A 13,025-nucleotide genomic window follows, 5' to 3' on the forward strand; every position below is an offset into this window, starting at 1 on the left:
CATGAAGAATCGTTGGATAATCTGGCTGATACTGTTTTTGTTGATACCGGTCTCCGGGGTGGCTTCTCCCATCCAGGTGGATCAGGTTGTGGTCGAAGGCAACCGCCGTGTTGAACGCTCCTATATCGAAGGGGTGTTGACGGTTTCGGCCGACAAACCCATCACTGTTGCGGACGTAGATCGGAATATCCAGGCAATATTCAAGACCGGCCGTTTCCGGGACGTGTCCGCCGAGCTTGTTGAACGCAACGGCAAACAGGTGCTTGTGTTCAACGTCAGTGAAAGGCCTTTGCTGCGTAAAATCGTTTTTTCGGGAAATTCGGAAATAAAAACGGATAAGCTGGGCGAAATGGTCAACGCTCAGAAAATCGAATTTTACCGTCCGCAGATCATCCGTGAAGGCACGGAAATCATCAAGCGGGCGTATATCCAGGAAGGTTATTACGCCACCGAGATCGAGGCCAGCGTCGATATCAATGACCGCCAGGAGGCTACCATCACGTTCACCATCGATGAGGGTGATAAGGTTTATGTGACCGACATCCAATTCGAGGGGAATACGGTATTCAAGGCCAAGGAACTCAAAAAGGCCATGCTGACCAAGGAGAAGTGGTTCCTGTCCTTTATCACCGGCCGCGGTGGCTATAATGAAGAAATGACCAAGGTCGATCGGGATATTCTTTCCGACCAGTACTACAATGAAGGTTACATTCAAGTTCGAGTCAAAGGTCCGATTGTCAATTTGCTGCCGGACAAAAAGTCCATCGAACTGTTGTATGAAATAGAAGAAGGCGTTCAGTTTTTTGCCGGCAACCTGGACATATCGGGAGATCTTCTGAAGGACAAACAGGAACTGTTGGAGACCATGACCCTGCACAAAGGCGCGGTGTTCAGCCGCAAGGTCATGCGCGAAGACATGTCCAAACTCAACGATCTCTATGCCGATAGCGGCTTTGCCTATGTCAATGTCACGCCGGAAACTCAGGTTAATGAACAGACTCGGCAGGTCGATATCACTTACGATGTCGAACAGGGCATCCGCGCACGCATCGGCCGCATTAATATTTCAGGCAATACGCGAACCCGCGACAAAGTTATCCGTCGACAGGTCAAGCTGGCCGAGGGGGAAACCTACAGCGCCTCCCTGATTAAAAACAGCCGCCGTAAAATCAATAATCTTGGCTATTTCGACGAAGTCAACCTGACCACCCGCAAGGGTGATGATCTGTCGCTGATGGATATCGATATCGATGTCAAGGAAAGAGCTACCGGCAGCTTCAGCATCGGGGCGGGCTTTTCTTCCGTCGACGGCATGATGGTGCAGGGTTCCGTTTCCCAGGATAACTTCCTTGGACGCGGCCTGCGTCTCGATTTGTCCGGTTCTTTGGGTGGCAGTCGTACGGTCTACCGGGTCGGTTTGCTCGATCCGTACTTTCTGGATCGCGATTTGGCGCTGGGTTTCGACGTGTACGATACCGAACGGGAATGGACCGATTTCGATCGGGATACAACCGGGGGCGATATCAAACTCGGGTTACCGATTACCGACGACATCCGTACGTTCTTCGTCTATCGCTACGAAGAGAAAAACATCACCGATGTCGACGACGACGCCAGTTGGACGATCCGGAAGCAGGCGGGCAAGCATACCCTGTCGTCCATCACCGCCTCATTGTCACGCAACACCACCGATTTTCGTCCGGACCCCAGCCGCGGCAATATTTCCGAACTCGCCATTGAGTATGCCGGGCTCGGTGGTACCGAGCGGTTCATCAAATACACCGCCGATCATCGGTACTTTTATCCGCTACCGTGGGGCATGGTCTTCAGCGCCCATGGACAGGTGGGATACATCCAGGAAATGGGCGGGAAAGATGCTCCGCTGGATGAGCGCTTCTTCCTCGGGGGGATGAATTCGCTGCGCGGTTTCGAATCCCGCGAAGTCGGCCCCCGTGAAGCGAACGATGATGGCACCGACTACGATTTTGTCGGTGGGGTGAAGGAAGCCGTTTTCAACCTGGAGCTTACCTTTCCGCTCATCAAAGATATGAAGATGAAAGGTTTGGTCTTCTTTGATACCGGCAACGCCTGGGCCGACGATGAAACCATGTTCTCCGAGATGCGTTACAGTGTCGGTGCCGGGATCGCCTGGAACAGCCCCATGGGGCCATTGCGCTTCGCCTGGGGGTATAACCTCAGTCCCAAGGAATGGGAAGAACCTTCGGCATTCGATTTTTCGGTCGGGAAAAACTTTTAACCCGGTCTTAACGGGCCAGGTATGATACATGGCCGGCGCTTTTTTCGTCGGCCCTCTCTTTCATAGTAAGCTGGGCTGATTCACTTAACCTTAAAGGAGCGTTAAATGAAAAAGATCTTTGGATTTATGTTGGTTGCCATGTTGATTGCGGCCGCACCCGCCGCAGCCGCCGATGTGAAAATCGGCGTCATCGACCTGCAGAAAGTTTTGCGGACCTCTTTGGCCGGACAAGCGGCTCAGAAAAACATTGCCGAAAAAGCCAAGGCTTTCCAGGAAACCATGCAGGGCCGACAAAAAGATCTTCAGAAGCTCAATGCGGATTTCGAAAAACAGAAGATGGTATTGTCCAAGGAGGCCGTCGCCGACAAAGAGCGTGATCTTCAGCAAAAAGTTAAGGATTTTCAGCGCTTCGGCAAAGATGCTCAGGAAGAACTGCAGCAGGAAGACCGCCAGGCAACTACCCGCATTCTTGATGAAGTGGCCAAGGTTGTCAAAGAGATGGGCGCTAAAGCCGGCTACGATGTCATTGTTGAAAAGAGTACAACCCTTTATACCGCCGACCGTGCCGATTTGACGGACCAGGTGGTGAAAGCCTACGATAAGCAATTTAAAGGCAAGTAAAGGGAAAAGGAGAAGCCATGGCGACCCTGAATGAATTGGCTGAACTGATCGGTGGCGAGGTGGTCGGTGACGGATCCGTGGTCCTGAACCGTATGGCTCCCATTGAGTCAGCCGGCCCGGGCGATATCACTTTTGTCGCCAACCCCAAGTACCTGGCAAAACTTAAAGACACCACCGCTTCGGCCGTTATCGTCAAGGCGGGGATTGAATGTCCCGGCGTTAATTTGCTGATATGTGCCAACCCTTATCTGGCTTTTGCCAAAGTACTCACGGCATTGCATGCGCAGCGGCCCGCACCGCAAGGGGTTATGGACGGTGCATGGGTCGACCCCTCAGCCGAACTTGGTGCCGATGTGACCGTTCATCCGGGGTGTGTCGTCGGCAAGAACGTCCGTGTCGGCCGCGGCACGATTCTCTACCCCGGGGTTGTTCTTTATGACGATGTCCAGGTTGGCGAGGATTGTCTTGTCCATGCCGGCGTGCTGGTTCGTGAACAATGCCGTCTCGGCAATCGCGTTGTGGTGCAGCCTGGAGCGGTGATCGGATCCGATGGATTCGGGTTTGCTCCCGACGGGAAAAGTTATTACAAAATCCCCCAGGTGGGAATCGTCGCCATTGAAGACGATGTGGAAGTTGGGGCCAATGTCTGTATCGACCGTGCAGCCATGGGGGTGACTCTCATCAAGCGCGGCACCAAGATCGATAACCTGGTACAGATCGCCCATAACGTCAGCATCGGAGAAGATACCATTCTGGTTGCGCAGGTCGGTATCGCCGGCAGTAGCAAAGTCGGCGATCACTGTACGCTTGGCGGTCAGGTCGGTGTTTCCGGGCACCTCAAGATTGGCGATAATACCATGGTCGGTGCGCAGAGCGGGATCATCAGCGATCTGCCGGCTGGCCAGGTTTTCTCCGGAACGCCTACCATGCCTCATCGGGAGTGGCTCAAAGCCTCGGCCAGTATGCGATCGCTGCCGGCAATGCGTAAAACCGTCAGCAATCTGCAAAAACGTATTGAAGAGCTGGAAAAGCTTATCAAGGAAAGGTAACCGCATGACCCTCGAGATTCTTGATATCATGAAACTGCTGCCGCATCGATACCCCTTTCTTCTGGTGGATCGCATCGAAGATCTGGAACCGGGTAAAAGGGCCGTCGGCATCAAGAATGTCACCATCAACGAACCGTTTTTCCAGGGTCATTATCCGGGTCATCCCATCATGCCCGGGGTTCTGATCATCGAGGCCATGGCCCAGGTGGGTGGCGCGGTTGCCGCTATCACAGCCGGAGATAAAGACGATCAGGTGCCGTATTTCACCGGTATCAATAAGGCGCGTTTTCGTCGGCCGGTAGGCCCCGGCGACGTTTTGCAGTTGCAGCTGGAACTTCTCAGCAGTCGGCGCGGTCTGTTTGTTTTCAGCGGAAAAGCTTATGTCGATGGCAACCTGGTTGCCGAAGCGGAGTTGAAAGCGGTCTTTGCACCTCGTTCTCAGGATTGACAGCATGATTCATGCAACAGCAATTATTCATGATGGTGCCCGTATCGAAGATGGCGTTGAAATCGGTCCCTACGCGGTGATTGGTCCCCATGTGAGCATCGCCGCCGGTACAAGTGTCGGTGCGCATGCCGTTATTGAAGGTTGGACCGATATCGGCAGGGATAATCGTATTTTCCAGTTTACGTCCATCGGTGCTGATCCTCAGGATCTTAAATTCCATGGCGAGCAGTCGAGCTTGCGTATCGGTGACCGCAATACCATCCGCGAATTTGTCACCATGCATCGGGGTACGGAAGATGGCGGCCTTGAGACTGTGGTCGGCGACGACAACCTGTTTATGGCTTACACGCATGTAGCCCACGACTGCATCATCGGCAATCGGGTCATTCTCGCCAACGGCGCTACCCTCGGCGGGCATGTTCGGGTAGATGACTGGGCGATTCTCGGCGGATTGTCCGCCATACATCAATTTACCCGTGTCGGCTGCCATGCCATGATCAGCGGCGGAAGTATGGTTACCCAGGATATCGCTCCTTACATCATCGCGCAGGGGGACCGGGCCAAGGCCGCCGGGATCAATCTTGTCGGTCTGAAACGGCGCGGCTTTTCCGATGAAATTTTGCGGGACATAAAACAGGCTTACAAGCTGATGTTCCGTAGTAACCTTCGTCAGGAACAAGCCCTCGACCGGATCTCCGCCGAAATTTCGGATGCTCCTGAAATCAAGGCATTTGTCGATTTTATACGAACCAGCGAAAGGGGCGTTGCACGATGAGTCAACTGCGGGCCGCCGTTATCGGTGTGGGATATCTGGGGCGTTTTCACGCCCAGAAATATGCGGCACTGCCCGGCGTTGAGTTAATCGGTGTGGTCGATGTCGATCAGGCCGCGGCAGAGAATGTTGCGGCCGAGGTGGGGTGTCGCGCTTTTTCCGACTATCGCGAGCTGCTTGAGCGGGTCGATCTCGTGTCGATTGTCGTGCCCACTCGCCTGCACTATCAAGTCGCCAAGGACTTTTTGAATGCGGGTCGCCATGTGCTGGTGGAAAAGCCGATTACCGAAACGGTAGCCGAGGCGGATGAGCTTATCGCCCTGGCGCGGCAGAACGGGGCTGTATTGCAGGTCGGACATCTGGAACGCTTTAATCCGGCCATTGTCGCGCTCAACGGCGAACTGCACACGCCCATGTTCATCGAATCGCATCGGCTGACACCCTTTCGCGGTCGTGGGACCGACGTCAATGTGGTTCTCGATCTGATGATTCACGATATCGACATCATTCTTAACATGGTTCAGGCCGATCTCACCTCCATTAGCGCATCGGGGGTGCCTGTGCTGTCCGAAGAGGTCGATATCGCCAATGCGCGCCTTGAATTTTCCAGCGGATGTGTTGCCAACGTCACCGCCAGCCGGGTCAGCCGGGACGCCATGCGCAAGGTGCGCGTCTTCCAGCCGGACGGATATTTCTCCATCGATTATCAGAAACGGAAAATCGCGGTGTGTCGCAAGGGTGGCGTCGGCATGAATCTGCCAGGGTTGCCCGGGATCACCATGCAGGAAAAGGGTTTTGCCGAAAGTGATGCCCTGCTGGATGAGATCGAGGCTTTCATCGGTGCCGTCAGGAACGGGACTTCACCCGTTGTCGGCGGCGAGGATGGCCGTCGTGCTCTTGACGTGGCTCTGCAGATCAGCAGTCACCTGGGTGGCATGCTTCCAGGTTGATGTTTGGCTTGCCATGATGGTTTTGAAGGCGGGGACCTGTGTCAGACCTCGCCTTTTTATCATTGAGTGAGGATTATGCTCTCATCTCGGGCATATGAGCGTCTGCCTCGCTGCACAGCCATATAACACCTGTCCGCTTCGCGTGTCGAGCCGTGCCGGAGGTTTTTTAAAATTTGTCTTCCCATGTTCTGACCTACAGGCAGAGGGTTTTTCAAAAGGATTAGATATGTCCATACCTATGGTTGATCTTAAAGGGCAATACAACAGCATCAAGGAAGAAATCTGCCAGGGTTTGCTCGATGTGCTTGAGTCCAGCCAGTTTATTCTCGGTCCCCAGGGCCGTGCGCTTGAACGGGAAATAGCCGCATATTGCGGTGTGCGGCATGCCTTCGGTGTGGCTTCCGGGACAGATGCCTTGCATCTTGCGTTATTGGCAGCGGGCATCGGTGCCGGTGATGAAGTGATTACCACGGCGTTTACCTTTATCGCCACCGCCGAGGCTATCGCCTATGTCGGCGCCAAGCCCGTATTCGTCGATATCGATCCGGCCACCTTCAACATCGATGTGAGCAAAATCGAAGATGCGTTGACCCCCCGTACTCGAGCCATTCTTCCGGTGCATCTGTTCGGCCAGCCCGCCGATCTTGAGAGTCTTGCCCGGTTGTGTGACAAGCATAATCTGAAGATGATAGAGGATTGTGCCCAGTCGTTTGGTGCTGCCTATGGAGAACGCATGACCGGCTCCTGGGGGGATCTCGGTTGCTTTTCCTTTTTCCCGAGTAAAAATCTCGGTTGTTACGGCGATGGCGGCATGATCGTCACCGATGACGACCAGCTTGCGGAAAATATCCAGATGCTGCGCAATCATGGCAGCCGGGAGCGCTATTATCACGCCGTTGTCGGATATAACAGCCGCCTGGATGACATGCAGGCGACGATTTTGCGCACCAAAATGAAATATATCGATACCTATAACCGGTTACGCCGTGAAAATGCCGGCCATTACAGTTCGCGCCTGGACGGTTCCGGCGTGACGGTGCCGTTTGTAAGCGGGGACGGCACCCATGTGTTCCATCAGTACACCATTCGCGTCAAGGATCGCGAAAAGATCCAGAAAGCTTTGACGGCACAAGGCATTGCGTCGGCCATCTATTATCCTGTGCCGCTTCATCAGCAGGAGGTTTTTGCCGCCGATTGCGCCGGTGTATCGCTTCCGGTTACGGAGCAGGTTGCCAAAGAGGTTCTGTCGTTGCCGATGTATCCGGAATTGAAGGAAGAACAGATTGACACCATCTGCCGTACCTTGTTGGCTGCCCTTTAGGTGAGCGACATGCATGAAGTCAAACAACCGCGACGCATTATGGTCGTGACCGGAGAGGCTTCCGGCGATTTGCATGGCGCCCATCTTATCGAGGCCGCAGGCAAGGTGGACCCCGGTTTATCTTTCTTCGGCGTCGGTGGTGCATGCATGGCGAAAGCCGGGTGCGAGATTCTGATCCCCGGCGAAGATCTGGCGGTCATGGGGTTGGTCGAGGTGCTTGGTCATTTCCCGACCATATGGCGTGCTTTTCGAAAATTGAAGAAGATCTTGCACGGGCCGCAGCGACCCGATGCCCTGGTTCTTATCGATTTTGCGGAATTCAATCTGTTGCTGGCCGCTCAGGCAAAAAAGGCCGGAGTGCCGGTGCTTTATTATGTCAGTCCGCAGGTTTGGGCATGGCGGCGCGGGCGGGTGCGCCGCATCGCTTCGGTGGTCGATCGTCTGGCCGCCATTTTTCCGTTTGAGCCTGAACTCTACCAGGGGCTGGATATCGATGTCGAGTATGTCGGTCACCCGTTACTCGATGAGTTTGCCATCACTTGCGAGCGGGATGCTTTTTTGCGGCGCCTGGGTCTTGACCCCGCCCGGCAGGTGATAGGCCTGTTTCCGGGCAGCCGAAAAAACGAGCTTAAGTATATCGCCGAAACCATTCTGCAGTCGGCGGTCAAGTTGCGGGAGAAACACCCCGATGCGCAATTCCTGCTGCCGGTAGCTTCCAGCTTCCGCCGTCAGGACATCGAAGCTCTTGTGGCTCCCTACGGTCTGCCTGTCACCGTGGTCGACGAGCCTATTTACGATGTCATAAATGCTTGTGATGCTGTCATTAGCGTATCCGGTACCGTTACCCTGCAGGTCGCTCTGGTCGGTACCCCCATGGCTATCGTCTACAAAATGGCACCGCTTAGTTTCGCTATTGGAAAACGTTTGATCCGGGTTCCCCACATCGGGCTTGCCAATATCGTGGCAGGCCGGGGCGTGGTCAAAGAATTCATTCAGGAAGACGCGACGCCGGCCATGATTTCACGGGAGATTGACGCCATACTGACAGATGCCGAGTACAACCGCAGCATACGCGGCGGCCTCGCCACCGTTCAACAGCGGATGGGAGAGGGTGGTTGCGCTGCACGGGTAGCTCGTATGGTTTCGGAGCTTTGCCGTGAGATTCCAGGTAAGGAGCGTATGGTTTGAAATACAATCCTAAACAACTTTATCAGCGCCTTTGGCGCTATTCCAAGCCTTATCTGCCCCGGGTGTTTCTGGCGATGTTCGCATCTATCGTGGTTTCCGGCGTGGATGTGGCAACCGCCAAGTTGGTGAAGCCCTTTGTCGATGATGTGCTGATGGCGGCCGACAGAGGTCTGGCCAATCTGGTACCGATCATCGTGATTGGTCTGGCTGTTTGCAAGGGAGGCGGGCGTTATATCCAGGAATATTTTATCAAGACTGCCGGTCAGATGGTGGTGCAGGATATCCGTAATGATCTCTATCGACATTCCATGAATCTCTCCATGGGATACTTTTCGCGCAGTTCCACGGGCAACGTGATGTCTCGCATCCTTAACGATGTCGGTGCCCTGCAGAGATCAGCCGCGGATGTCATGGTCGATGGCCTGCGGGAGAGTTTTACCCTTATGGGGCTGACTTTCGTGGCTTTTCAGAGCGATTGGCGTTTGGCCACCATTGCATTTCTGGTGATGCCTGTATCCATTGTTCCCGCAAGTGTCATCGGCAGACGTATCAAAGAAAACACCCGGCGGGGCCAACGCACCATGGGTACCTTGACCCGGGTTCTGCAGGAGAGTCTTGCCGGCATCAAAGTCATCAAGGCCTTTGGCTCCGAAGATCGGGAATGTCAGCGGTTCAGAACCGAGAACAAACGTTTCTATCATTTTATCCGTAAGGTTCTGAAGTACGATTCGGCGGCCACCCCAGTGATCGAGATCCTCTCGTCCTTCGGCATCGGCGCCGTTCTTTGGTACGGTATCCGCCGGGTCAGCGACGGAGCCATGACGCAGGGGGATTTGTCGGCGTTTATCGCCGCATTGTTCATGATGTATGCCCCCATGAAGCGTTTGACCAAGGTAAGCAATACCATCCAGCGGTCACTCGGTGCCGCGGAGCGGGTCTTTGAACTCATGGATGAAGTTCCCGAAATTGCCGATCAGCCCGATGCCATACAGGCGCCAAGAGCTGTCGGGAATATCGTTTTTGAGCATGTGGGTTTCTCGTATGGTGATGAGCCGGTGCTGCATGATCTTAATCTGTCGATTCGGGCCGGGGAAATTGCGGCCCTGGTCGGTCCGAGCGGCGGCGGTAAATCGACCGTTATCGGCCTTCTGAACCGTTTTTACGACCCGCAACAGGGTGCCATTCATATCGATGGGTACGATATCCGTCAATTGACCCAGGATAGCCTCAAACAGAGCATGGCCCTGGTCGATCAGGAAACCTTTTTGTTTAACGATACGGTGTGGAATAATATCCGTTACGGTCGTCCCGAAGCCAGCGATTCCGAAGTCGAAGAGGCTGCCAGGCAGGCTTATGCGGACGAGTTCGTGCGTGCCATGCCCGATGGGTATGAAACGGTTATCGGCGACCGGGGCGTCCGCCTGTCCGGCGGCCAGCGCCAGCGCATCTGCATTGCACGCGCCATTTTGCGCGATGCGCCGATTCTACTGCTTGACGAGGCGACCAGTGCCCTCGACACCGAAAGCGAAGCAACGGTGCAAAAAGCTCTCGTCAATCTTATGAACAACCGTACCACCATCGTTGTCGCGCATCGGCTATCCACCGTCATGCATGCCGACAAGATCGTGGTTCTGGAGGGTGGCCGTATTCGCGAAATCGGTCGCCATCAGGATTTGCTCTCCGGTGACGGTCTTTACCGGCGTCTGTATGAGATGCAATTCGCCGACCGGGATTGAGTAGGGTTTAAGGGGAGGGTGGAGTGTACCTGCTTTACGATCTGATCTGGCTTGTCGCAGCCACGGTTCTAATCCCATGGTATCTGTTGCGCAGATTCTGTGGAGGCAAAAACCGGAAAGGTCTTCGCGAACGCTTCGGTTGGTATGCCCCTCATCGTCTGGCCCCCTTACAGGGGCGTCCGGTGCTTTGGCTGCATGCCGTTTCCGTAGGGGAGACCCGCGCCGCGGTGTCTTTGATTCGTGCCCTTAAACAGACCTATCCCGAACATGCCCTGGTCCTTACCAACGTTACGGAAACCGGCCATGCCATTGCCTGCGATATCGACGAAGTCGATCTGAGCCTGTTTTTCCCTTTCGATATATCATGGGCGGTGCGGCGTGTCTTGCGGCAGATCAGACCTGATATTGTCGTCATCGTCGAAACGGAAATCTGGCCCAATCTGGTGCGGTGCGCCAAGCGGGCCTCGATCCCCATGGTACTCGTCAACGGGCGGATTTCGGATCGGTCCTTTCCCCGTTATCTCAAAGTACGGTTTTTGCTGCGGGCCATTCTGAATCGGTTCGATGCGTTGTGTATGCAGACCCGGCAGGATCAGCAACGTATGCTGGCACTCGGTGCCAGCGAGGGGCATGTCGCCGTTACGGGCAATCTTAAGTTCGACATGTCCTGTGACGGGGTCGGGGCATTGACGCCCGAAGCATTACGGCTTGCCTACAAATTATCCACGGAAACACTGGTGTGGGTGGCAGGAAGTACCCATCCCGGCGAAGAAGAGAAAATCCTGCATGCCTTCCATGAAGTTCGAAGACAGGGCGTTGCCTTGACGCTGGTTTTGGCCCCGCGGCATCCCGGCAGGGCCCAGGAGGTCGGAGAGTTGCTCGACAGCCATGGGCTGACCTGGGTCGTGCGTACTTCGCTGGATAAGTATGGCGATGTCCTGAAGGATGGGGCTGTCCTGCTGGTCGATACCGTTGGCGAGTTGTTGAAACTCTATGCGGCTGCGGATGTCGTATTTGTCGGGGGTAGTCTGGCCCCGGTGGGCGGGCATAATGTCCTGGAAGCGGCGTTGTTGAAAAAACCGGTGTTGTTCGGACCGCACATGCAGAATTTCCGTGAAATCGCGCGGTTGTTGACCGAGGCCGGTGGCGGCAAAATGGTCGCGGAACAGGAGCTGGTTGATGAACTGGTGCGGTTGTTGACCGATCCTGAAGCCAGAAAGACGATGGGCGCGATCGGATACGATCTATTGCTGCAGCATACCGGCGCCACGGAACGCACGGTGCAGGTTATCCGGCGTGTTTTGAGCGCTGAAGTATGACAAAGCTGGCTCTATTTTATCGGCATCTGGCAGTCAAGGGTCCGTGTTCCCCGCTGGAATGGCTGATCTTTGCATTTTTGCTGCCGCTGGGATGGCTTTATGGTGCAGTCATGCGCCTGCGGGCCTTGTTCTACCGCATCGGCTGGTTTGATGCCTATTGTGCGGATGTTCCGGTTATTTCCGTCGGTAATCTGAGCGTGGGGGGGACCGGGAAAACGCCGGTTGTCGATTACCTGATCCGCTATTGCCGGTCGCTGGATAAGCGCGTGGCGGTTGTCAGCCGCGGTTATGCCGGCGGCAAAGGGGCCGCGCTGCGTGTTGTCTGCGCCGGGCAGGGTCCAATACTCGATGTTCAGCAGGCCGGCGATGAACCCTGGTTGCTGGCCCGTCGCAATCCCGCAGCCATTGTTATCGTCGCGCCGCATCGTGCTCAAGGGGTGCGTCATGCGGTTGAAAATCTCGGTGCCGAGGTGGTGTTGCTGGATGACGGTTTTCAGCATCTGGCCGTGTCCAGAGATTTTGACCTGGTACTGCTCGATGCCTTGCGGCCTTTCGGTAATGGGCAGGTATTGCCGGCCGGGCTTTTGCGCGAGCCAGTCTCTGCGCTGAGGCGGGGTGACCTGTTTGTTTTGACGCGCTGTCCGGAAGATTTGGCCGGTACAGCGGATGTGCCCGGTCCCGTGGTGCATTGCCGGCATATTTTGGAAGAGAGCGCTGTCGATCTGGATGGCGAAGTTCGAAGTCTGCGGGAATTGGCCGGGCTGCGTGGCATCGCTTTTGCGGGTATCGCCGAGCCCGAGGGTTTTTTTCGTGAGCTCCAAAGCCATGGTTTAACTTTGACCCGGACGCTGCATTTTTCGGATCATGCCGCCTATGATGAGCGGGCGGCGATCCTTTTAAAGGATGCGGCAAAGTCGGGGGATTATTTTATTACCACGGAAAAAGACGCCGTCAAGTTGGCGCACATGACATTACCGTTACCCTGTTTTCAGGTGCCGTTGCGGTTGATGTTTGTTGAAACTGGTCAACTGGAACAAAAGCTATCCCCCATTATCAGCAATCAGAGGTGATCTGTATGGCGATATCTCAGGAATTACTTGAAATTCTTGCCTGTCCGCAATGTAAGGGTGCGGTTCGTCAGGTGGAGGCTCCCGAGTCGCTGATTTGCGATCGGTGTTGCCTGAAATATCCCGTTGAGGACGGCATCCCCGTGATGCTGGTTGAGGAAGCCCAGCCTCTGGAAGACTGTGACAAAGTCGAAAATCCCCGATGACCCCATGAATTAGCTGGTCCAGCTTGGTTCAGGCGTTGAACGCATGGTCGTGCAGGCCTGAATGGCTTGTCATGGCCATCGTGTTTTCTGT

Annotated in this window: 12 protein-coding genes; all 12 read left to right on the forward strand. The window is 55.0% G+C overall.

The genetic code is table 11. The features are described 5' to 3' along the window. Nucleotide 1 precedes the first annotated feature (1 nt). The 12 genes from bamA to PCAR_RS07145 all read left to right on the forward strand — a co-directional run bounded on the left by bamA (nt 2) and on the right by PCAR_RS07145 (nt 12,934). Nucleotides 2-2,257, forward strand: a complete 2,256-nt coding sequence (gene bamA / locus PCAR_RS07090) for an outer membrane protein assembly factor BamA (RefSeq protein WP_011340975.1) — start codon at nt 2-4, stop codon at nt 2,255-2,257. A 105-nt stretch (nt 2,258-2,362) separates the two neighbouring features. Beyond that, on the forward strand, nt 2,363-2,878 hold the full coding sequence (locus tag PCAR_RS07095) for an OmpH family outer membrane protein (protein WP_011340976.1): 516 nt from the start codon (nt 2,363-2,365) through the stop codon (nt 2,876-2,878). Nucleotides 2,879-2,895: 17 nt separating this feature from the next. Then, nucleotides 2,896-3,927: a UDP-3-O-(3-hydroxymyristoyl)glucosamine N-acyltransferase gene (gene lpxD / locus PCAR_RS07100; protein ID WP_011340977.1), complete on the forward strand. Its 1,032-nt coding sequence runs from the start codon at nt 2,896-2,898 to the stop codon at nt 3,925-3,927. A gap of 4 nt (nt 3,928-3,931) precedes the next feature. Next, nucleotides 3,932-4,375: a 3-hydroxyacyl-ACP dehydratase FabZ gene (gene fabZ, locus PCAR_RS07105; protein WP_011340978.1), complete on the forward strand. Its 444-nt coding sequence runs from the start codon at nt 3,932-3,934 to the stop codon at nt 4,373-4,375. A 4-nt stretch (nt 4,376-4,379) separates the two neighbouring features. After that, entirely contained in the window at nt 4,380-5,150 is a 771-nt protein-coding gene (gene lpxA, locus PCAR_RS07110) for an acyl-ACP--UDP-N-acetylglucosamine O-acyltransferase (protein ID WP_011340979.1), read from the forward strand. Continuing rightward, nucleotides 5,147-6,097, forward strand: a complete 951-nt coding sequence (locus tag PCAR_RS07115; protein ID WP_011340980.1) for a Gfo/Idh/MocA family protein — start codon at nt 5,147-5,149, stop codon at nt 6,095-6,097. The genes lpxA and PCAR_RS07115 overlap by 4 nt, the downstream gene beginning before the upstream one ends. A 226-nt stretch (nt 6,098-6,323) precedes the next feature. Further along, the gene (locus PCAR_RS07120; RefSeq protein WP_011340981.1) at nt 6,324-7,418 is read left to right on the forward strand and encodes a DegT/DnrJ/EryC1/StrS family aminotransferase; all 1,095 of its coding nucleotides are present in this window, start codon (nt 6,324-6,326) and stop codon (nt 7,416-7,418) included. 9 nt (nt 7,419-7,427) lie between these two features. Then, nucleotides 7,428-8,606 (forward strand): lipid-A-disaccharide synthase, encoded by a 1,179-nt coding sequence (gene lpxB / locus PCAR_RS07125; RefSeq protein WP_011340982.1) that lies wholly within the window; start codon nt 7,428-7,430, stop codon nt 8,604-8,606. Then, nucleotides 8,603-10,342 (forward strand): ABC transporter ATP-binding protein, encoded by a 1,740-nt coding sequence (locus tag PCAR_RS07130; RefSeq protein ID WP_011340983.1) that lies wholly within the window; start codon nt 8,603-8,605, stop codon nt 10,340-10,342. Before lpxB ends, PCAR_RS07130 begins: the two co-directional genes overlap by 4 nt. 23 nt (nt 10,343-10,365) lie before the next feature. Next, nucleotides 10,366-11,661: a 3-deoxy-D-manno-octulosonic acid transferase gene (locus tag PCAR_RS07135; RefSeq protein WP_011340984.1), complete on the forward strand. Its 1,296-nt coding sequence runs from the start codon at nt 10,366-10,368 to the stop codon at nt 11,659-11,661. After that, on the forward strand, nt 11,658-12,731 hold the full coding sequence (lpxK, locus tag PCAR_RS07140; RefSeq protein WP_011340985.1) for a tetraacyldisaccharide 4'-kinase: 1,074 nt from the start codon (nt 11,658-11,660) through the stop codon (nt 12,729-12,731). The genes PCAR_RS07135 and lpxK overlap by 4 nt, the downstream gene beginning before the upstream one ends. Before the next feature lie 5 nt (nt 12,732-12,736). After that, nucleotides 12,737-12,934: a Trm112 family protein gene (locus PCAR_RS07145; RefSeq protein WP_011340986.1), complete on the forward strand. Its 198-nt coding sequence runs from the start codon at nt 12,737-12,739 to the stop codon at nt 12,932-12,934. Nucleotides 12,935-13,025 lie beyond the last annotated feature (91 nt).

This window comes from Syntrophotalea carbinolica DSM 2380, assembly GCF_000012885.1.
Taxonomy (GTDB): domain Bacteria; phylum Desulfobacterota; class Desulfuromonadia; order Desulfuromonadales; family Syntrophotaleaceae; genus Syntrophotalea; species Syntrophotalea carbinolica.